21 protein-coding genes, 1 tRNA gene and 1 riboswitch are annotated in these 20,634 nt (G+C 69.4%); of the genes, 14 read left to right on the plus strand and 8 right to left on the minus strand.

Going from position 1 to position 20,634, the window contains the following annotated elements; all coding sequences use genetic code 11:
• Positions 1–297: 297 nt before the first annotated feature.
• Positions 298–1,269 carry a carbohydrate kinase family protein gene (locus QH195_RS09540; RefSeq protein ID WP_280424928.1) on the minus strand — a complete coding sequence of 324 codons (972 nt, stop codon included), beginning with the start codon at positions 1,267–1,269 and terminating at the stop codon, positions 298–300.
• Between the two features lie 402 nt (positions 1,270–1,671).
• Positions 1,672–2,028 (minus strand): HesB/IscA family protein, encoded by a 357-nt coding sequence (locus QH195_RS09545; protein ID WP_195057714.1) that lies wholly within the window; start codon positions 2,026–2,028, stop codon positions 1,672–1,674.
• Positions 2,029–2,279: 251 nt separating this feature from the next.
• Between QH195_RS09545 and QH195_RS09550 the strand changes: the two genes are divergently transcribed.
• The 6 genes from QH195_RS09550 (at position 2,280) to QH195_RS09575 (ending at position 7,494) form a co-directional block, all read left to right on the plus strand.
• Positions 2,280–2,960 (plus strand): DUF3043 domain-containing protein, encoded by a 681-nt coding sequence (locus QH195_RS09550; protein WP_432278320.1) that lies wholly within the window; start codon positions 2,280–2,282, stop codon positions 2,958–2,960.
• 7 nt (positions 2,961–2,967) lie between these two features.
• The gene (locus QH195_RS09555) at positions 2,968–3,525 is read left to right on the plus strand and encodes a bifunctional adenosylcobinamide kinase/adenosylcobinamide-phosphate guanylyltransferase (protein WP_432278319.1); all 558 of its coding nucleotides are present in this window, start codon (positions 2,968–2,970) and stop codon (positions 3,523–3,525) included.
• Positions 3,526–3,574: 49 nt separating this feature from the next.
• Entirely contained in the window at positions 3,575–4,279 is a 705-nt protein-coding gene (locus QH195_RS09560; protein WP_348536824.1) for a maleylpyruvate isomerase family mycothiol-dependent enzyme, read from the plus strand.
• Positions 4,280–4,797: 518 nt separating this feature from the next.
• Entirely contained in the window at positions 4,798–5,889 is a 1,092-nt protein-coding gene (cobT, locus tag QH195_RS09565) for a nicotinate-nucleotide--dimethylbenzimidazole phosphoribosyltransferase (protein ID WP_280435088.1), read from the plus strand.
• 25 nt (positions 5,890–5,914) lie between these two features.
• Entirely contained in the window at positions 5,915–6,664 is a 750-nt protein-coding gene (locus QH195_RS09570; RefSeq protein ID WP_280435089.1) for an adenosylcobinamide-GDP ribazoletransferase, read from the plus strand.
• Positions 6,665–6,780: 116 nt separating this feature from the next.
• Positions 6,781–7,494, plus strand: coding sequence for an MBL fold metallo-hydrolase (locus QH195_RS09575; RefSeq protein ID WP_280435090.1), 714 nt, complete (start codon positions 6,781–6,783; stop codon positions 7,492–7,494).
• Between the two features lie 72 nt (positions 7,495–7,566).
• Here the strand turns inward: QH195_RS09575 and QH195_RS09580 are convergent, their stop codons facing one another.
• From QH195_RS09580 to QH195_RS09590, 3 genes are all read right to left on the minus strand, one after another.
• Positions 7,567–8,667 carry a branched-chain amino acid aminotransferase gene (locus QH195_RS09580; RefSeq protein WP_280424923.1) on the minus strand — a complete coding sequence of 367 codons (1,101 nt, stop codon included), beginning with the start codon at positions 8,665–8,667 and terminating at the stop codon, positions 7,567–7,569.
• A 93-nt stretch (positions 8,668–8,760) separates the two neighbouring features.
• Positions 8,761–9,855 carry a glycine cleavage system aminomethyltransferase GcvT gene (gcvT, locus tag QH195_RS09585; RefSeq protein WP_280435091.1) on the minus strand — a complete coding sequence of 365 codons (1,095 nt, stop codon included), beginning with the start codon at positions 9,853–9,855 and terminating at the stop codon, positions 8,761–8,763.
• Between the two features lie 148 nt (positions 9,856–10,003).
• Positions 10,004–10,615: a GNAT family N-acetyltransferase gene (locus QH195_RS09590; protein ID WP_280435092.1), complete on the minus strand. Its 612-nt coding sequence runs from the start codon at positions 10,613–10,615 to the stop codon at positions 10,004–10,006.
• Between the two features lie 261 nt (positions 10,616–10,876).
• Between QH195_RS09590 and QH195_RS09595 the strand changes: the two genes are divergently transcribed.
• A complete protein-coding gene (locus QH195_RS09595; RefSeq protein ID WP_280435093.1) occupies positions 10,877–11,521 on the plus strand; it encodes a TetR/AcrR family transcriptional regulator in 645 nt (214 codons plus the stop codon).
• Positions 11,522–11,531: 10 nt separating this feature from the next.
• The gene (locus tag QH195_RS09600; RefSeq protein WP_280424919.1) at positions 11,532–13,043 is read left to right on the plus strand and encodes a leucyl aminopeptidase; all 1,512 of its coding nucleotides are present in this window, start codon (positions 11,532–11,534) and stop codon (positions 13,041–13,043) included.
• A 386-nt stretch (positions 13,044–13,429) separates the two neighbouring features.
• Here QH195_RS09600 and QH195_RS09605 read toward each other — a convergent pair whose 3' ends face one another.
• Positions 13,430–13,783: an oxidoreductase gene (locus tag QH195_RS09605; protein ID WP_280424918.1), complete on the minus strand. Its 354-nt coding sequence runs from the start codon at positions 13,781–13,783 to the stop codon at positions 13,430–13,432.
• 252 nt (positions 13,784–14,035) lie between these two features.
• On the opposite strand from QH195_RS09605, the gene sucB reads away from it, so the two are divergent.
• Genes sucB through lipA form a run of 5 tightly spaced genes read left to right on the plus strand, consistent with a single transcriptional unit; the run spans position 14,036 to position 19,016 of the window.
• Positions 14,036–15,796, plus strand: coding sequence for a 2-oxoglutarate dehydrogenase, E2 component, dihydrolipoamide succinyltransferase (gene sucB, locus QH195_RS09610; protein WP_280435094.1), 1,761 nt, complete (start codon positions 14,036–14,038; stop codon positions 15,794–15,796).
• 10 nt (positions 15,797–15,806) lie between these two features.
• Positions 15,807–16,697 carry a TIGR01777 family oxidoreductase gene (locus tag QH195_RS09615; protein WP_280435095.1) on the plus strand — a complete coding sequence of 297 codons (891 nt, stop codon included), beginning with the start codon at positions 15,807–15,809 and terminating at the stop codon, positions 16,695–16,697.
• Positions 16,694–17,221: a GNAT family N-acetyltransferase gene (locus QH195_RS09620; RefSeq protein WP_280435096.1), complete on the plus strand. Its 528-nt coding sequence runs from the start codon at positions 16,694–16,696 to the stop codon at positions 17,219–17,221. The genes QH195_RS09615 and QH195_RS09620 overlap by 4 nt, the downstream gene beginning before the upstream one ends.
• Positions 17,222–17,223: 2 nt before the next feature.
• Positions 17,224–17,997 (plus strand): lipoyl(octanoyl) transferase LipB, encoded by a 774-nt coding sequence (gene lipB / locus QH195_RS09625; RefSeq protein ID WP_280424914.1) that lies wholly within the window; start codon positions 17,224–17,226, stop codon positions 17,995–17,997.
• Positions 17,994–19,016, plus strand: coding sequence for a lipoyl synthase (gene lipA, locus QH195_RS09630; protein ID WP_280424913.1), 1,023 nt, complete (start codon positions 17,994–17,996; stop codon positions 19,014–19,016). The genes lipB and lipA overlap by 4 nt, the downstream gene beginning before the upstream one ends.
• A 136-nt stretch (positions 19,017–19,152) precedes the next feature.
• Here lipA and QH195_RS09635 read toward each other — a convergent pair whose 3' ends face one another.
• Positions 19,153–19,287, minus strand: a complete 135-nt coding sequence (locus tag QH195_RS09635) for a hypothetical protein (RefSeq protein WP_280435097.1) — start codon at positions 19,285–19,287, stop codon at positions 19,153–19,155.
• A 345-nt stretch (positions 19,288–19,632) separates the two neighbouring features.
• Between QH195_RS09635 and QH195_RS09640 the strand changes: the two genes are divergently transcribed.
• Positions 19,633–19,920: a putative quinol monooxygenase gene (locus tag QH195_RS09640; RefSeq protein ID WP_280424911.1), complete on the plus strand. Its 288-nt coding sequence runs from the start codon at positions 19,633–19,635 to the stop codon at positions 19,918–19,920.
• A 145-nt stretch (positions 19,921–20,065) separates the two neighbouring features.
• On the opposite strand, the gene QH195_RS09645 is transcribed toward QH195_RS09640, so the two are convergent.
• Positions 20,066–20,139: transfer RNA gene (locus tag QH195_RS09645), tRNA-Met, on the minus strand.
• Positions 20,140–20,317: 178 nt separating this feature from the next.
• A riboswitch (cobalamin riboswitch) is annotated at positions 20,318–20,535 on the plus strand.
• Positions 20,536–20,634 lie beyond the last annotated feature (99 nt).

Below are 20,634 nucleotides of genomic sequence, written 5' to 3' on the forward strand. Positions count from 1 at the left end.
CCCCCCGCGCGCGGGGGGCCCCCTTCTACGTCCGAGTACCGGATGACCCGTCGCGAGCCGAGCGGTATGGAAAGGCCTGGTACTCCCGCCGGGCCGCGGCACGCTCTCTGTCGTCGCGTGCAGACCGACTCGACTCAGCGACCTCACTGTTGCGATCGAACCGCCCCTGCCCACCGTGTCGGCGGATCCACCGCCGCGCGCCGGCGAAGAGCGTCTGCGTCTATCGCCCCTGGCCGGCGGAAGCAGGCCGATTGCTGTCGAGCCTCTCGATGTGCCGGGCACGGCGTGTGGAAAAGCTCAGCGCAGCAGCGGTTCGAGTTCTGCGGCGGCCTCGGCGCCGTAGGCCTCACCGAGCCGTTTCAGGGCGGCGTCGGCGTCCAGGGTCCATTCCTGGGTGCCGACGGTTTCCAGCACCAGTACCGCGATGAGCGAACCGAGCTCGGCCGAGCGCTGCAGGCTCAGGCCGGACGTGTGACCGGTGAGGAAGCCCGCCCGGAAGGCATCGCCGACGCCGGTGGGATCGACCTTGGCGGTCTCCGGTACCGCGGCGACCCGCACCTCGGTGCCGTCGGTATCGACGACCAGCACGCCGTCTTTACCGAGGGTCGTGACCCGCACCCCGACCCGGGCGGCGATCTCCTCCTCGGTGAGGCCGGTCTTCTGCTTGAGCAGACCCCATTCGTATTCGTTGGTGAACAGGTAGGTGCAGCCTTCGATGAGCTGCACGGCTTGGTCGCCGTCGAGGCGGGCCAGCTGCTGGGACGGGTCCGCGGCGAACGGGACGTGCAGCTCGCGGCATTCGGCGGTGTGCCGCAGCATGGCCTCGGGATCATTGGCGCCGATGAGCACCAGGTCGAGGGTGCGCTGTTCGGCGAGCGCGGTCAGCGAGATATCGCTGGCCTCGCTCATCGCCCCGGGATAGAAGGAGGCGATCTGGGCCATATCCTCGTCGGTGGTGCAGACGAAGCGCGCGGTATGCGCGGTTTCGGAGACCCGGACCGCCGAACAGTCGACGCCGCTGCCCTCCAGCCAGGTGCGGTAGTCGTCGAAATCGCGGCCCACCGCGCCGATCAGCAGCGGTGCCCGGCCGAGTAGACCCATGGCGTAGGCGATATTGCCGCCCACGCCGCCCCGCCGGACCACCAGATCGTCGACGAGGAAACTCAGCGAGACATGCTCGAGCTGATCGGGCAGCAGCGCGTCGGCGAAGCGGCCGGGGAAACGCATGAGATGGTCGGTCGCGACGGACGCGGATACAGCTATGGACACGTAAGTGGGCCCCTTCGGAATCAGCGCGAACAGAAAGTGAACGGGGCCTTGCCCCCGCTGAATCACCGTATCAACTCACCGGGGCTACGACTATGTGTCGTAAACGGTGTTTATCCTGCGATACCGTCGGGCAACACCTGATTCCTGCCCGCAATCCGGGTTGACGATGCCGGCCGGGAAAGCCACCAGCCCTGCTGTATCGGGTGGCGGCTTGCCGAGAACAGCCGGGCTCTGTCGCTCGAGCCCGTCTCGACGAGGCCAACGGCACCGCGAGTCCGAAAGGTCGTCAGTCCGTCCATGCGTTCGGACCGTAGGACCATACGGCGCAGCCGCGAGTATGCGGGCTGAACGCTTGGACCGAAGGGCCGAAGCCCACGCCGCTCGAAGCGGCGCGAACTCAGCTCAGTTGAAGGAATCGCCGCAGGCGCAGGAACCGGTGGCGTTCGGGTTGTCGATGGTGAAACCCTGCTTCTCGATCGTGTCGACGAAATCGATCGCGGCACCCTGCACGTAAGGGGCGCTCATCCGGTCGACGGTCAGGGTGACGCCGCCGAAATCGGCGGTCAGATCACCGTCGAGGGTGCGATCGTCGAAGAAGAGCTGGTAGCGCAGCCCGGCACAGCCACCCGGCTGCACCGCGATCCGCAGCGCGAGGTCGTCGCGGCCCTCCTGGTCGAGCAGCGCCTTGGCCTTACCCGCGGCCGCATCGGTCAGCTTCACGCCGTGGGTTTCGGTGGCGGTCTCGTTCTGCACAGTCATGAACTCTCCTATGGACAGCGTGGTCGGTCCGTGAACAGCGCACGGTTCAGGGGTCAACACCCTCGGACGGGCTGCTATTCCCCATCTTGCCATCTCCGGCCGCGCGCGCCACAGCACCCGGGCTTGTTCTGGCACCGTATCCGGATCTCGCCGCACGTGAGCACCGCCACGACCGGGCCGGGCGGTGACCGTTCCCACCCGGCAACCGCCCGGCTTCCGGGCCGGTCAGCCGACCGATTAGCCTGGTTACCGTGAAGTTGTTCCGACGCGGTGAGTCCAGCGGTACCGACGTGCCCGCCGACAGTTCCCGGGCGGCGACCGCTACCGCGAATGCCACCGAGGCCGATGCGGCACCGGCGAAAGCCTCCCCGACCGCGGGTAAAGGCCGGCCGACGCCGAGCCGGCGCGAGGCCGAGGGCCGACGCCGCGGTCCCGTCGCGCCGCCGCCGATGACCGCGAAGGAAGCCCGCGCCCGCCGCAAGGAGACCCGCGGCACCAAGGCGGATCGCAAGGCCGCGGCCGCGGAACGCCGGGCTGCCGCGCAGGATCGCCGCGCCCGGATGCTCGCCGGTGAGGACAAATACCTGCTGCCGCGCGATCGGGGTGAGCTCCGTGCGTTCGTACGCGATATCGTCGACGCCCGCCGCAACCTGGTCGGGCTGTTCATGCCGATGGCGCTGCTGCTGATCCTGTCCATGTTCGCCGCCCCCGCGTGGCAATCCATCATCACCCTGGCGATGCTCGTGATGATGGTGTTCATGATCGCCGAGGGTTTCCTGCTCGGCCGGATCGTGAACCGGCGGGTCCGGGAACGGTTCCCCAAGAGCACCGATACCGGGTTCCGGCTGGGCTGGTACGCCTTCGTGCGCGCCTCCCAGATGCGCAAGATGCGCGCACCGAAACCACGCGTCGGCCCCGGCGACGCGATCTGACCGATCGGTGCCGCAACCCGATCCCGTGACACGGCCGTCCGGTGGCCGGTCACGCACGCTGGTGCTCGGCGGGGCCCGGTCCGGCAAATCCGCCTATGCCGAATCTCTGGTCGGCGAGGGTCCGGTCCGCTATCTCGCCACCGCGATCCCGGACCCGGCGGATACCGATTTCGCCGCCCGGATCGCCGCGCACCGCGCACGCCGCCCCGCGTGCTGGACGGTGCTCGACGGCGCCGATCCGGCGACGGTGCTCCGTGATTCCCACCCCGGCCCCACTCTCGTCGACGATATCGGCACCTGGCTCACCGCTCGTCTCGACACCCGCGCCGCCTGGGACGCGCCCCGCGGGACGATCGCCCCTGATATGGACGCTCTGGTCTCGGCTGTCGCGCAGTACCCGGGCCGGTTGGTCCTGGTCACCCCGGAGGTCGGGCTCGGTGTCATCCCCGCGACCCGCTCGGGCCGCCTGTTCCGCGACGAGATCGGCACCCTCAACCAACGCCTCGCCCACGTCTGCGACGACGTCTATTTCGTCGTCGCCGGACTGCCGATGCGCTTGAAATGAGCCCCACAGAACACGGTTCCGCGGCAGAAACGGTCCACACCCGCCCGGCATGGTGATCCGGGTCGTCGCGCGCTCGTGCCGCTATGTCACCGGCCCGTGTTTCCATATGCGCGTGCAGAGCATGCCACGAGCCGAGATCTGGGCCGCTATCCATCGGGAACGGGCCGCGCTGGCCGATGAACTCGCCGAGCTGACACCGGATCAGTGGGCGTCCCCATCGTTGTGCGGGCATTGGACGGTCGAGGAAGTCGTCGCGCATCTCACCGCCGCGGCCAGTATCGGGCGGTGGCGGTGGATCCGCAGTATGGCCGGTGCGCGTTTCGACGGCGACCTGCACAATCAGCGGCGGATGCTGGAGTATCGCGGGTCCGGTCCCGACGAGACACTCGCCCGATTCCGGACGGCGGTCACGAGTACAACCGCGCCTTCCGGCCATACCCCCGCATGGCTCGGTGAGGTCGTGGTGCACGGTCAGGACATCCGCCGGCCGCTCGGACTGTCCGGGACTCCGGAACTCGCCGCGGTCACCGAGGTCGCCCGGTTCTTCGCCGCACACGATTTCACCGTGTCCGGTCGCACGGTCCGCAAGGGACTCCACCTCATCGCCACCGACGGGCCGTTCGAAATCGGCACGGGCCCGGAGGTCCGGGGCAGCACACTGGCGCTGGTCATGGCGATGGCCGGCCGCGCCGAATACTCCGCCGAACTCACCGGTCCGGGTGTGCCCGTGTTGCGGTCCCGGATCGCAGGCTGACGCGACCGATCTCGGTCGGGCGGTAGGAGCACGGCTCCGGACCGCACCGATCACCGATGCGGTTGGTCTCCTCCGGGGCACAGGGTTCCCGACCTCGGACGTACTGGTCGCACCGGAGGAACCGGGTGAACCGTCGACACCACAGCCGAGGCCGGTCCGTAGCGGATTCGTGCACAGCCGACGCGGACGAGTACGGCACCGGCCGATCATTCGGCGGCTGGTCCCAGGCGGCCACACAGAGCCCGGCCTGCGTCGCCCTTCGGCCCTCCCGGCGAACACGGAAGAACCGGGCACGGCGCGCGACAGCGAATCCGCCTATGCGGCGGCCACCCCGACCCGGAGTCCCGGCCGGCCCGGCCGGATCGGTGGGCTGGAGGATTCCGGGACGGATGGGTGCCTCGCGCTGTTCCCGGGACCGGCGGGCAATATTGTCGGGAGACCGGCCACCGTGGCGGGGCCTGTCACAGGCGCCGCGCGGCGGCCCGGCGTGACAGCTACCCGACCGGAAGGCTCCACCAGTGTCAGAGGGATTCGCACCCGTTGCTCCGCCGGATGCCGGCGCCCGCGCGGCGGCCGAGCAGCGGCAGGCATCGCTGACCAAACCGCCGGGATCGCTGGGGCGGCTGGAGGAGCTGGGCAACTGGGTCGCCGCCTGCCAGGGAGTGTGCCCGCCGCGACAGTTCGAGCGGGCCCGGGTGGTGGTGTTCGCGGGCGACCACGGCGTGGCCGCGCACGGTGTGTCGGCCTTTCCGACCGAGGTCACCGCGCAGATGGTGGCAAATTTCCAGGCGGGCGGTGCGGCGGTCAACGCGCTGGCCCGGGTGGCCGATGCCACCGTGCGGGTGGTGGATATCGCGGTCGCCGCCGATACCGACCCGGCGGTGAGCGGGCACAAGATCCGCCGGTCCAGTGGCGCCATCGACCGGGCGGATGCGCTGACCGGCGAGGAGGTCGCGGCCGCCCTCGCCGCGGGCCGGGCCGTCGCGGACGAGGAGATCGATGCGGGCGCCGATCTGCTCATCGCCGGGGACATGGGGATCGGCAACACCACACCGGCCACCGTGCTGATCGCGACCCTCACCGGCACCGAACCGGTGAAGGCTGTCGGCCGCGGTACCGGCGTCGACGATCACGGCTGGATGCGCAAGGTGGCGGCTGTCCGGGACGCCATGTGGCGGGCCCGGCCGGTCGCTCGTGACGGGGTCGAATTACTGCGGGTGGCCGGCGGCGCCGATATCGCGGCGATGACCGGTTTTCTCGCCCGGGCGGCGGCGCGGCGCACGCCGGTCCTGCTCGACGGGGTGATCGTCACGGCCGCGGCCCTGGTGGCCGAGGATCTGGCGGCGGGCGCCTCGGCCTGGTGGGTGGCCGCGCATCGTTCCACCGAACCGGCGCACACCGCCGCGCTGACGAAACTGAAGCTCGACCCGATCCTCGGCCTCGAGATGCGGCTCGGCGAGGGGTCCGGTGCGCTCACCGCGCTGCCCGTACTCCGCGCGGCCGTGGCGGTACTCGCCGACATGGCGACCTTCGCCGACGCCGGGGTCAGCACGGCCGCCGATACCGCTTCCGGCGCAGCCGAGGCCGCTGCCGTCGATATGCGGAAGTGACGGCACCCGTCCCGGGGACTGCGCTGTGCTGACTCTCCGGCTCACTTTCTCCTGGCTCACCGTGCTGCCTGTCCGCGGCCCGGCCGAGGTCGACCGGCGTGCGGCCGGCCGCGCGATCGCGCTGGCGCCGGTCGCCGGTCTCACGCTCGGGCTCGCGGCAACAGCTGTGCTGTGGCTGCTGGAACCGGCGGGTGCCGCGGCCGGATTCGCCGCGGTCGCGGTACTGGCGCTGCTCACCCGGGGAATGCATCTGGACGGACTGGCCGATACCTTCGACGGGCTCGGGGTGTACGGCCCACCGGAACGCGCGCGGGAGGTCATGAAAAGCGGCGGTGCCGGACCGTTCGGGGTGGCCGCGATCGTCCTGACTGCCGGTATCCAGTCCGGTGCGTTCACAGCTCTCGCCGGTTCCGGGAACTGGTACGCGGTGATCGTGGCGGTGACACTGGGCCGGGTCGCGGTCGTGGCCGCATGCCGCCACGGTATCGAGCCCGCTCCCGAGACCCGGTTCGGCGCCCTCGTCGCGGGAACACAGTCCCGGGCCACGGTCGCGGTGTGGGGTGTCGTGGCTGCCGCGGCATCGGTTTTCGCGGTACCCGGACTCGCGTGGTCCGGGCCGTTGGTCGCGGTGCTCGCGTTGTCGGCGGCCGGGTGGCTGGCCGGCCACGGTATCCGCCGGATCGGCGGACTCTCCGGGGACCTGCTCGGCGCCGCTGTCGAACTCACCACGGCATTGTCGGCGTTGGGATTCGTCGTGGCCGCGAATTCCGTCTGAACCAGGGTGACTCAGACACGTGGCGCACCACAAAGCCGACAGGCTCTGATGTCACCCGCCTCAATATTGCGAACGCAGCGTCTCACCGCCGCCGCGCTGCCCATAAGGTGGAAGGCATGTCAGCCGAGCGCCTCTACTTCCGTCAACTGCTCGCCGGCCGGGATTTCGCCGTGGGCGACCCGATCGCCACGCAGATGCGTAATTTCGCCTATCTGATCGGCGACCGGGACACCGGTGAATGCGTAGTCGTGGACCCGGCCTACGCGGCGGGCGATTTGGCCGGTATCGCCGAGAGCGACGGGCTCAAACTGTCCGGGGTACTGGTCACCCACCACCATCCCGACCATATCGGCGGATCCATGATGGGTTTCACGCTGCGCGGGGTGAAGGAACTGCTCGAACAGGTCACCGTCCCGGTTCATGTGAACGACAAGGAGAAATCCTGGGTGGCGAACGTCACCGGGATCGCGCCCAGCGAACTGACCGGCCACGGGCACGGCGACAAGCTGAGTGTCGGCGCCTTCGATATCGAATTCCTGCACACCCCGGGCCATACGCCCGGTAGCCAGTGCTTTCTCGTGGACGACAAACTCATCGCCGGAGACACCCTGTTCATCGACGGGTGCGGTCGCACCGATTTCCCGGGCGGCGATTCCGCGGCCATGTTCGCCAGCCTGCGGTCGCTGGCGGATATGCCGATCAATCCGGAGGTGTACCCGGGGCACTGGTACTCCGCCGACCCGCACGCCTCGCTGGACTCGATCCGCGACAACAACTATGTGCTGCGGCCGCGGTCGCTGGCCGAATGGCACGCCCTCATGCCCGGCTGACCCTGCCGCCCGGGTACCGGAAGCCGGTCCGGTACCCGGTGGTCACGGGTTATCGAGCAGATTCGGAGCGGTTCAGAGCACCCGCATCCACTGATGCACATCGGCGAAGGTGCCGCGCTGGATCCCGGTCAGGGTGTCGCGCAGCGCCATGGTCACCTCGCCGGGTTCGCCGCCGCCGATCACGAATTCGCCGTCCGGCCCGCACACCGAGCCGACCGGCGTGATCACCGCCGCGGTACCGCACGCGAAAACCTCGGTGATCTCACCGGATTCCGCGCCCGCACGCCAATCCTCCACCGAGATCTTGCGTTCGGTGATCGGATAGCCGGAATCGGCGGCCAGGGTGAGCAGCGAGTCGCGGGTGATTCCCGGCAGCAGCGACCCGGACAGTTCGGGGGTCACCAGCCGGGCGTCGGCGCCGGAACCGTAGACGAAGAACAGGTTGTTGGTGCCCATCTCCTCGACGTAGCGGCGTTCGCAGGCGTCCAGCCACACCACCTGATCGCAGCCCTTGGCCGTGGCCTCGGCCTGGGCGAGCAGGGAGGCCGCGTAGTTGCCGGCGACCTTCGCCTCGCCGGTACCGCCGGGCGCGGCCCGCACGTATTCGGTGGACAGCCACACCCGCACCGGTTTCACGCCGCGCGGGAAGTAGGCTCCGGCCGGCGATCCGAGCAGCAGGTACTTGTACGAGGAGGCGGGTTTCACGCCCAGACCGGATTCGGTGGCGAACATGAACGGCCGCAGGTACAGCGATTCCTCGCCGCCGGCGGCGGGCACCCACGCCGCGTCGACCTCGAGCAGCTGGCGCACCGATTCGATGAACAGTTCCTCGGGTAGTTCGGCCATCGCCATCCGGCGCGCGGAGCGGCGGAACCGGGCCGCGTTCGCATCGATCCGGAAACAGGCGATCTGCCCGTCCGGTTGCCGGTACGCCTTGAGTCCCTCGAAGATGGCCTGCCCGTAGTGGAAGACCATGGTCGCCGGGTCCAGCGTCAGCGAACCGTACGGTTCGACGACCGCGTTGGTCCAGCCGTCGGCCTCGGTGTAGTCGATGGTGACCATATGGTCGGTGAAGAAGCGGCCGAAACCGGGCGCCGCCAGAATCTCCTGTACCCGCTGCGCCGGGGTGGGCGCAGGATGAGGGATACGGGCGAACTGTGCAGCAGCGGTCATGACCAGCAGTCTATGTCCTGGGGTCGCGCAGAATACGCGGTGGTCGGTTGTCCGGCATCCCGGGCACGGTTCCGCAGCGCCCTCCGGTCCGGATCAGCTGGTGCGCGGTTTCACGAAAGGCGGCCGCACCACGGTGCAGCGCAGCGCGCGCCCGCGCACATCGACCTCGACCTCGCTACCGGGTGTGATCGCCGGGTCGAGCAGGGCCAGGGCGATCCCGACCTGTTTGGTCGGGGAGAAGGTTCCCGAGGTGGTCACTCCCGCCTCGCGACCGTCGTACCGTACGGTCTGGTTCTCCCGGGGAATGCCGCGGTCGAGCGCCTCGAGGCCGAGCAGGATCCGCCGCGCCCCGGCCGCCCGTTCGGCCTCCAGCGCCGCCTTACCCCAGAAGTCCGACTTCGCCCAGCCGACCGCCCAGGATGCCCGGGCCTGGACAGGCGTGATCTCGGTGGAGAGCTCGTGCCCGTGCAGCGGATAGCCCATTTCCGTGCGCAAGGTGTCGCGTGCCCCCAGCCCGGCCACCGCACCACCGGCGGCCCGCACCTGCTCGAGCAGCGCCCGGAACAGTTCCTCGGCTCCCGCCCAGCGCGGCAGCAGTTCGTATCCGTGTTCACCGGTGTAACCGGTGCGGCAGACCCGGACGGGCTGCCCGTGCCAGTCGGCATCGGTGAACGCCATATACGACAGATCCGTGGGCAGTCCCAGGGCGTCGAGGACCTGTGCCGACTGCGGTCCCTGCACCGCGAACACCGCGTAGTCGTGGTGTTCGCCGGTCACGGTGATCGCCGGCGGCGCCGCAGCCGCCAGCAACTCCACCACCGTGGCGGTGTTCGCCGCGTTCGGCACCAGGAAGATCTCGTCGTCGCGGAGGAAATAGGCGATCAGATCGTCGACCACTCCCCCGTCGGCGGTGCAGCACAGCGTGTACTGGGCCTTTCCCGGGCCGATCCGGCCGAGATCGTTGGTCAGCGCGGAGTTCACGAACTCCGCGGCCCCCGCCCCGCGCACCGTCGCCTTACCGAGATGGCTCACATCGAACAGTCCGACCGATTCCCGGACCGCGGTGTGCTCGGCCACGGTGCCCGTGTAGGAAACCGGCATCTCCCAGCCGCCGAACGGCGCGAATTTCGCCCCGAGTTCGACGTGAAGTCCATGGACAGGTCCCTGCTGCAGCCCGGCGTCACTCACTCGGCGAGCTTATCCCGGCCCCGGCTCGGCTCGACGGGCCCCGCGCCGGGTCTCGGGTTCACCCGGTCGCGGTCCCCGCGACCGCCAGGTCGGGTCGGGCGGAGAGCCCATCTCCCGGTATCGGTGATCTCGGCGGTCGGAAGCACGCTCAGGCTTCGAACCACATGGGGATCAAGGTCGGGCCGTCCTCCGGCAGGGTGTGGGTTTCGCCCATGCGCACGAACCCCTGCCGGGCGTACAGGCGCGACGACCGCTCGGTACTGGCCTCCAGGTAGGCCGGCATCCCCGCGGCCGCCGAGGCCCGGGTCCGGTTGTCGAGGATCGCCGCACCGGCGCCTTGCCCTCGGTACCGGGGAACGGTGACGATCATCTCCAGGTAGCGATGGGGAAAGCGCCGGGGGTGTTCGCGGGCCAGCAACTCGGTGACATAGGCCGAACGCTGTAGCGGACGGATATCGGGTGCCCGTTCGGCACGTTCCCGGGCGGTGGCCGCGTCGGCGTGCAGCCGGTCGGCCGAGGTGATCGCCTGCCAGACCGATACCGCCCAGATCTCGTCCTCGGTGCCCGCGATCCAGATCTCGTCCGTGCCGAGTCCGCGTTCGATGATCTCGGGTACATAGGCGTCGAGGAACTCGCCCACCGGAGATCCGCGCATCATCCATTCCGTCACCGCCTCGTCCGGCGCCGCCTCCCGCAGCGCCTTCACCAGGGCATCGAAATCGTCTTCGTCCGCCCGTCGCACACTCAGTTCCGCACCCACGATGCCGCCTCCTCGGTGAATGGTGTTCCTGTGGACGAACATATGCGGCCTACCACTACATCACTACTATTTCGTCACGGCATTTCGTGTGATGAAATCGGGGTCGTGACCCACTGTGTGCGCTGCGGTGAACTCCTTCGTCAACCGTCCCGGGGCCGGCGTCGGCGCTACTGCTCCCGCTCCTGTCAGGGCCGCGCCTACCGGGCCCGCCGCGCGACGACTCCGGCGCGGGAACGCCCGGTCGTCCGCCGGTTGTCCACCGTGGCGATCACTCGCGCCGCGGTCGGTCTCGCCGACCGCGCCGGTCTGGACGGGCTGACCATGCGGCGGCTGGCCGGCGAGCTGGGCGTGACCACCGCCTCCCTCTACCGCTATTTCGACGACCGGGAACATCTCCTCGTCGCGATGACCGACCTGGTGTTCGCCGAAGCCCCACCCGCACCCCCGAACCTGGCCGGGTGGCGGGAGCGAATGCGGTACGAGGCGCATCAGGAATGGCAGCTCTACCGGCGTCATCCCTGGATACTGGGGGTCCTCGCGCGGGTCCGGCCGCCGCTCGGGCAGAGCCTGTTCGACGCACTGGAGCGTGCCCTGGCTGCCCTCGACGAACTGGAACTGCCACGCACACAGTTGCTGTCGGCGTATCTGAGCTACTCCGCGCTGGTCCAGGGACTTGCTCTGCTCTGGGCATCCGAGCGCGTGGACCGCATCGGCGGCGCCGAATCGGCCGCCGATATCCCGGCCGCCCTGGCGGAGCTCATCGACCCGGCGACTCGCCCCACGTTGTACAAGGTGTTCGACCCGCAGGCACCCGGACTCGGACTCGATTTCGATGCGCTGCTCGCCGACGCCGTGGACACGCTCCTGGACGGTGTCGCGGTGCGGTACGCAAATACCACCGCATAGCCTGAAGGCCATGACAGCTGTCGCAGATCGTCCGCTCGGACCGGAATTGGCACGTACCCAGACCATCGAGCCCGGCACCGATGTCCTCGTCGTCGGTGTGGCCACCACCGACGACGGCCCCGTCCTGGTGCCCGAGGACCTTTTCGGTGATGTGCTCGACGCCGACCTGCGTACCCGGCTGCTCGATCAGGTGACCGCGGTCGGCGGCACCGGTAAGGCCGAACAGTTGATCCGGATACCGGCGCCGGCCGGACTCGACAACGTCACGAGTGTGCTGGCCGTCGGACTCGGCAGCGCCGAGGATCTCGACGCCGAGCAGATCCGCCGCAGCGCCGGTGTCGCCGCCCGCTCGCTGACCGGGGTCACGCGGGCCGTCACCACCCTGTCCGGCCTCGATATCGGCGCGGCCGTGGAGGGTTTCTACCTCGGCGCCTACTCTTTCACCCCGTTCCGGTCCGCGAAATCCGCGCCGAAACCGGACGCCGCCCCGCTCGCCCGGCTGGAACTGCTCGTTCCCGAACCGGATTTCGGCGGTGACGCACTGCTGCGCGCGCAGCTGACGGCCGAGGCCGTCGCCACCGCACGCGATTTCGTGAACACCCCGCCGAGCCACCTCTACCCGGCCGAATTCGCCCGCCGCGCCCAACTGCTCGCCGAGGGCGCCGGGCTCGAGGTCGAGGTACTCGACGAGAAGGCGCTGGAGGCCGGCGGTTACGGCGGTGTCGTGGGCGTCGGCAAGGGCTCCTCGCGGCCGCCGCGGCTGGTGCGGCTCAGCTACCGGGGCGGCGACAAGAAGGTCGCGCTGGTGGGCAAGGGCATCACCTTCGACACCGGCGGGATCTCCATCAAACCGGCCGCGAACATGGAGAACATGACCTCGGATATGGCCGGCGCGGCGGCGGTCGTGGCGACGACCCTGCTGGCGGCGCGGCTCAGCCTGCCGATCACCGTGATCGCGACCGTGCCGATGGCCGAGAACATGCCTTCGGACACCGCGCAGCGACCCGGCGATGTGCTCACCCAGTACGGCGGCACCACGATCGAGGTCACCAATACCGACGCCGAGGGCCGGCTCATCCTGGCCGACGCCATGGTCCGCGCCGGTGAGGACGATCCGCAATACCTCATCGACGTCGCCACGCTCACCGGCGCGCAGATGGTCGCGCTGGGCACCCGGACCCCGGGCGTGATGGGCACCGACGATTTCCGCGACCGCGTCGCGCGGATCTCCCGGGAGGTCGGCGAACACGGCTGGCCGATGCCGCTGCCCAAGGAACTGCGCGCCGACCTGGACTCCAAGGTCGCCGATATGGTCAACGCGACCTCGCACCGCTGGGGCGGGATGTTGGTGGCCGGCACCTACCTGAAAGAGTTCGTGCCCGAGGGCGTGCAGTGGGCGCATATCGATATCGCGGGTCCGGCGTACAACACCGGCGGGCCGTTCGGCTATATCGGCAAGGGCGGGACCGGTGTCCCGGTCCGCACGCTCATTGCGGTGCTCGAGGATATCGCCGCGGAATAGGCCGCCGGCAGGTTGCGAGCAGACCGGGTCCGGCGTCGCCTTCGGGCGGCGCCGGACCCACAGCGGGGAGCTGCGCGGGCGGGTAGGGCCGGAGAGCGGTGCGTACCTGCCGCTCCGCATCGGCGCTCCGCCGCTCGACCGTCACCGCACCTGGGACCGAAAGCGGGCCGTGGCGCCAGTACGCGCGACCACGGCCGCGAAACGGCGAGGAGTTTCGATCGCCGTGGCGGCCGAAACCGGGTGAGGTTGCGGCCGCCCCGGAGTGGGTGTGCCTCACTCGGCGTCGGTGCCGGTAGCGGTCATTTCGGCGATATGCGGATACCGCATATCGGGTGCGCACCGCAGTCGAGGCAGGTCGCCGCTGCCGGACCAGAAAGCGGCGACAGTCAGTCCTCGTCGAGTTCGCGTTCCATCGCGTGTTTGCGTTCGATCCGGCGCCGGGCGTCGTAGTCGCGCATCCGTTGTGGATAGCCGGTCTTGCCGACGTCGTACACCGGGATGCCGAGATCACGGGCGAGCCGCCGGGCGCCGCGTTCGCCGACGATCCGCCGGGTCCACTCCCCATCCGCGGCAACCAGCACCACGGTGACATCGGTCACAGTGGTCTTCGGCTCGACGAAACCTTCCACTCCGGTGTGCGTGCGCACCCAGTCCGCGAGATACGCGGACTCGGGTGAGCGGCCACGGGAAACACCGCCACGCCCTGCTGCGACGCGACGGAAACGATCGAGTAAGCCCACCGCGGCCGACCTCCTCTCGCTACCGAACCCGCCGTACAGGGCGGTGATTCCATGGTGCCGGATAGCAGAATTGGATGCCCTCCGGTAACCGCGCGCGGCGACGGGTGCAAGGATGGTTCCCGGAACAACAACCACACGGATCTCCGGCGCCGCGCAGAATGAACGCCGGCTGGAACACTGTCGCGACCCGCGACGGGATCCACCGGAACGAACTGTTGTAGACCCGTCGAGCAGTTAGAGGAGTCAACGGACATGGCCTTCTCCGTCCAGATGCCCGCTCTTGGTGAGAGCGTTACCGAGGGAACGGTGACACGGTGGCTGAAACAGGAAGGAGACACGGTCGAGGTCGACGAGCCGCTGCTCGAGGTCTCCACCGATAAGGTCGACACCGAGATCCCGTCCCCCGCGGCGGGTGTGTTGACGAAGATCGTCGCGCAGGAAGACGACGTCGTCGAGGTGGGCGGCGAACTGGGTGTCATCGGTGAGGCCGGCGAATCCGCCGCCCCCGCGCCCGCTCCGGAGCCGGCTGCCGCCGAGCCCGAACCCACGCCCGCGCCTGCGCCTGCGCAGGAAGCCGCTCCCGCACCGGAACCCGCACCGGCGGCGCAGCCTGCGGCGGCGTCCGCGTCCGGCGCGGCCTCCGGTACGCCGGTGAAGATGCCGGAGCTCGGCGAATCGGTGACCGAGGGCACCGTGACCCGGTGGCTCAAGGCGATCGGTGACGAGGTCGCGGTCGACGAACCGCTGCTCGAGGTCTCCACCGACAAGGTCGATACCGAGATCCCCTCGCCCGTGGCGGGCACGCTGCTCGAGATCACCGCGAACGAAGACGATGTGGTCGAGGTCGGCGGTCAGCTCGGCGTGATCGGCTCCGCCGCACCCGCCGCGAACTCTGCCTCTCAGCCTGCTCCGGCACCGGCCCCCGCACCGGCACCGGCACCGGCACCGGCACCCGAGCCTGCTCCAGCGCCCGAACCCGCACCGGCACCCGCCGCTGCCGCCCCCGCACCGGCACCCGCCGCCCCCGCACCTGCCCCCGCTGCGCAGGCTCCCGCTTCGTCCGGTAACGGCGCCACCCCCTACGTGACCCCGCTGGTCCGTAAGCTGGCCGAGGAAAACGGCGTCGACCTGGCCACCGTCACCGGTTCCGGTGTCGGCGGGCGGATCCGCAAGCAGGATGTGCTCGCCGCCGCCGAGGCCAAGAAGGCGCCCGCGACCCCGGCCGCGGCTCCGGCCGCCCCCGCGGCGAAGGCGCCGGCCGCACCCGCCCCCAGCCCCGCGCTGGCGGCGCTGCGCGGAACCACGCAGAAGGCCAACCGGATCCGGCAGATCACCGCGACCAAGACCCTGGAATCACTGCAGACCACCGCGCAGCTCACCCAGGTGCACGAGGCCGATGTCACCAAGATCGCGACCCTGCGGGCGAAGGCCAAGGCCGAATTCGCCAAGCGTGAAGGCGTGAACCTGACCTTCCTGCCGTTCTTCGCCAAGGCCGTGGTGGAGGCGCTCGGGGCGCACCCGAACGTCAACGCCAGCTACGACGCGGACAGCAAGGAGATCACCTACCACGCGTCGGTGCATCTCGGGATCGCCGTGGACACCGAACAGGGCCTGATCTCGCCGGTGATCCACAACGCCAGCGATCTCTCACTGGCCGGGCTGGCGCGCGCGATCGCCGATATCGCCAACCGGGCCCGCACCGGCGGCCTGAAACCGGACGAATTGGCCGGTGGCACCTTCACCATCACCAATATCGGCAGCCAGGGCGCCCTGTTCGACACCCCGATCCTGATGCCGCAGCAGGCGGCGATGCTGGGTACCGGTGCCATCGTCAAACGGCCCACCGTGGTCACCGACGAGTCCGGTAGCGAATTCATCGGCGTCCGTTCGATGTGCTACCTGCCGCTGACCTACGATCACCGCCTGATCGACGGTGCGGACGCCGGACGGTTCCTCACCACCATCCGGCACCGCCTCGAAGAGGCGGCGTTCGAGGCCGATCTCGGCCTGTAAGGTCACGTAGATGCTGGTTGTGGTGGCCGGTTCGTCCGGGCTGATCGGCACTGCCCTCGTCGCGGCGCTGCGCCGTGACGGGGATCAGGTGCTCCGGTTGGTCCGGCGGCCGGCCGCCGCGCCCGACGAACGCCGCTGGGATCCCGCCCGCGGCGAACTCGATCCGGCCGTTTTCGACGGTGCGGACGCGGTGGTGAACCTGTGCGGCGCCGGGATCGGCGGTAAACGCTGGTCGGGCGCGTACAAACAGGAACTTCGCGACAGCCGGATCACCCCCACCGATGTGCTGGCGACGGCCGTCGCGCGGACCGGGGTGCCGACGCTGGTGAATGCCAGTGGCGTGCACTATTACGGCGATACCGGTGCCCGCCCGGTCGACGAAAGCGGCCCGCCCGGTACCGGTTTCCTGCCCACACTGTGTGTGGACTGGGAGGCCGCCACCCACGCGGCCACCGATGCGGGCGCCCGTACTGTACTGCTGCGCAGCGGGGTCGTACTCGCCGGCGCCGGCGGAATGCTGCCGCAACTGAAGGCCCTGTTCCTACTGGGTCTGGGCGGGCGGCTCGGCAACGGCCGGCAGTACCAGCCGTGGATATCCCTCGACGACGAGATCGGCGCGATCCGGCACGCCCTCACCACCCCGTCGGTGACCGGTCCACTCAACGCGGTGGGCCCCGCACCGGTGACCAATGCCGAATTCACCCGCGCCCTGGGCCGGGCGCTGCATCGCCCGACCCCGCTGCTGGTCCCGGGTTTCGCCCTGAAACTGGCGGTCGGCGAATTCGCCGACGAGGCGATCCTGCACAGCCCTCGCGCACTTCCCGGCGTGCTCGAGGCGACCGGTTACGAATTCCGCTACCCCACGGTCGGGGCGGCACTCACCGCCGCGGTGGGCCGATGAACCCCACCACCGCCACCCTGGTCCGTGACGCGCGGATCGGTGATCTGCCCGCGATTCTGCAGATCCACAACCGGGCGATCGCCGAGACCACCGCCATCTGGGACGACGAGCCCGTCGATCTGGCCGATCGGCAGGCCTGGTTCGACAACCGCACCGCACACGGGCGGCCGGTACTGGTGGCCGAGGTCGACGGTGAACTCGCCGGGTATGCCAGCTACGGCCCCTGGCGGCCCAAATCCGGGTACCGGCACACCGCCGAGAACTCGATCTACATCGCCGACCGCTTCCAGCGGCGCGGTATCGGTGCCGCCCTGCTGGCCGAACTGATCGAGCGGGCCCGCAGTGCCGGAGATATCCACGCCATGATCGCGGTGATCGAATCCCGCAACACCGCCTCCATCGCGCTGCACGAGCGGTTCGGTTTCCGCACGGTGGGGCAGCTGCCCGAAGTGGGCCGCAAATTCGGCCGCTGGATGGACCTGACACTGATGCAGCTCACATTGGAGATGAGCGTAACGTCGTGATCGTGAACAACACCCGCACCGCAACCCGGTCGGCACGCTACGACAGCACCCCCGTCGACGTGCGCGATCTGGGCCTCATCGAGTATCAGCAGGCCTGGGATCTGCAACGGGAACTCGCCGCCGAGCGCGCCGACGGCGCGGGCGCCGACACCCTGTTGTTGCTGGAACACCCGTCCGTCTACACCGCGGGCCGCCGCACCGAGGAAGTCGACCGGCCTACCGACGGCAGCCCGGTGATCGACGTCGACCGTGGCGGCAAGATCACCTGGCACGGGCCGGGACAGCTGGTGGGCTATCCCATCATCCGGCTCGCCGAGCCGATCGACGTGGTCGATTACGTCCGGCGGCTGGAGCAGGCGCTCATCCGGGTGGTCACCGATCTCGGTGTCGAATGCGGGCGGGTGCCCGGGCGTTCCGGCGTATGGCTCGCCGCGTCCGGGATGCTGCCCGAACGCAAGATCGCCTCCATCGGGATCCGGGTTCAGCGCGGGGTGACCCTGCACGGGATCTCGCTGAACTGCGACCCCGATCTGGGTGCGTTCGGCGCCATCATCCCCTGCGGTATCCGGGACGTGGGTTCCACCAGCCTCAGCCAGGAACTGGGCCGCACCGTCACCGTCGCCGAGGCCCGGCAGCGGCTGGCCGCCGCGATACCGGCCGCGCTCGACGGTGAGCTTCCGGTTACCGAGCACGATATTCCGCAGGCCGCCACCCCGGCCGTCGCGGAGCCCGCCGCCGCTACCGCGGCACGCGACCCGAAAGGTCCTACCGCATGACCTCCGCCCAAGCCCCCGCCGGCCGTAAACTCCTGCGTATCGAGGCCCGCAATGCCGAGACCCCGATCGAACGCAAACCCGGCTGGATCCGCACCCGCGCCACCATGGGACCGGAATACACCGAGCTCAAAGGTTTGGTGAAACGAGAAGGTCTGCACACGGTCTGTGAGGAAGCGGGCTGCCCCAATATCTTCGAATGCTGGGAGGACCGCGAGGCCACCTTCCTCATCGGCGGCGAACAGTGCACCCGGCGCTGCGATTTCTGCCAGATCGACACGGGTAAACCCTCCCCGCTGGACCGCGACGAACCGCGCCGGGTCGCCGAAAGCGTCCAGGCGATGGGGCTGCGTTACTCCACGATCACCGGTGTCGCCCGCGACGATCTCGACGACGGCGGCGCCTGGCTGTACGCCGAAACCGTGCGCGCCATCAAGAAACTCAACCCGAACACCGGTGTGGAACTGCTGATCCCGGATTTCAACGCGAAGCCCGATCAGCTCGCCGAGGTGTTCTCCGCGCGCCCGGAGGTGCTGGCGCACAACCTGGAAACCGTGCCCCGCGTCTTCAAACGGATCCGGCCGGCGTTCCGCTACGAACGCTCGCTCGCGGTGCTCACCGCGGCCCGCGCCGAGGGCCTGGTCACCAAATCCAACCTGATCCTCGGTATGGGCGAGACCCCCGAGGAAGTCACCCAGGCCATGCGCGACCTGCACGAAGCCGGCTGCGATATTCTCACCATCACCCAGTACCTGCGCCCCTCACCGCGGCACCATCCGGTGGACCGCTGGGTGAAACCGGAAGAGTTCGTCGAACATTCGAAGGTCGCCGAGGAGATCGGTTTCGCCGGTGTGATGGCCGGTCCGCTGGTGCGTTCCTCCTACCGCGCCGGCCGCCTCTACGCCCAGGCCATGGCGCATCACGGCCGCGCGATCCCGGAAACCATGGCGCACCTCGCCGACGAGGGCACCGCCTCCCAGGAGGCCAGTGCAGTCCTGGAACGGTTCGGGTCGCGGGCCTGAACCCGGCCACAGTGCCCGCTCCGGGGGTCCGGCCGGAGGACCGTCACCGGGCCTTCGAGGTGCACGAAAAGCCTTGACGCCGACGAAGTTCGGTGGTCGAGTGATCGGATGCACCGGTCCGGGCCGAGTACGGCTGTCACCGTATTCCGCCTTCGACGAAGAAGACGACGAGGTCGCCGCGATCCACGAGCCACCGGCCGAGATCGAGGCCCGGTACCGCATCGCACCGGAGTTCCGCCCACTGCCGGCCACCGACGTACCGGTCCTCCACTTGGACGCCCCCGGCCTCCGTGTCAGCTCCCTGGGGTTCGGACTCCAGTCCGCGGTTCCCCGCGAAATGTTCCGCCGCGAGCCGCCGCCGCTACCCGAACCTCGGCACCGGCCCGGGTGGACCGCATCCCCTCCCGCCGCTCACGCGGTACCGACGACGGGAGGCGAGACGGGACCCGGTTTCGAGCCGACCGAAATTTCGGATGTCGCGGAACCGGATACCGCTGCGCCGCGTCCAACATCAGCGACGAGGCGGTGACTACCGGACGCACCGCATGAAGGCACCGATGAATCGGGCGGCACGGATCGGTCGGTACAGGGGAACCGACCGAACAGGAGTGCAGCAATGGTCATCGTCGCCGGACATATTCTCGTCGCACCGCAAGCCCGCGAGGCGTATCTGGCCGGGTGCGTCACCGTGGTCGAACAGGCGCGGTCCGCGCCCGGCTGCCTCGACTTCGCGATCAGCGCCGACCTCACCGATCCCGGCCGTATCAATATCTTCGAACGCTGGGACACCCAGGAATCGGTGGAGGTATTTCGCGGCGCCGGTACCGGCGCCGAGCAGAATGCGGAGATAGCCGGGGCCACGGTGGCCGAATACGATATCGCCGGAGTACGGTCGCTGACCTGAGATACCGGACGGTGCCGTATTCGGCCCCCAACCGCGGCAACCGAGGCGCGCTGATCGGGAACGATCGAGGACGCCGGACGACAGCTGGGTAACGAAAACAGGCCCGGCCGGTACGGTGTTCAACCGTCCCGGCCGGACCCTTCAGTAGCGGGGACAGGATTTGAACCTGCGACCTCTGGGTTATGAGCCCAGCGAGCTACCGAACTGCTCCACCCCGCGTTGCGTTGCCAACCGTAGCGCACGAAGGGCCGCCGCACCAAAACGCGCCCCGGCCGCCTCCCCTCGGCAGCCGGGAACCGGTGGCCGCCGGGTCGGCTCACCCGCCGGAACACGGCCGCCACGCGAGTGAGGTGCTGCACATTCCCGCCCGGAGGGTCCGGACCGGAAATCCGGGGTGTTACCGTGACCGCGCGCTGGTTACCACCCGTCGACGACGGGTGGTTCGTAAGAGGGAATCCGGTGGGAATCCGGAGCTGCCCCGCAGCGGTATGTGAAAACGACCGCGGTCATCGAGCACTGGGCCTCCGGGCCCGGGAAGCGACCGTCAGTAGGCGATAACCGGAGTCCGGTGTCACGTTCACGAGTCCGAAGACCTGCCCGCGCGGCCACGCTGCCGGCGTGGTCCGGTGTCGACTCCGAGGGAACGGTTGACCAGTGATGGATTTCGGTGGCGTGCGCGCGTCTTGTTACATCGGTATGGGGAACGGACGACCG

The organism is Nocardia carnea (assembly GCF_029868855.1).
In the GTDB taxonomy this organism is placed as follows: domain Bacteria; phylum Actinomycetota; class Actinomycetes; order Mycobacteriales; family Mycobacteriaceae; genus Nocardia; species Nocardia carnea_A.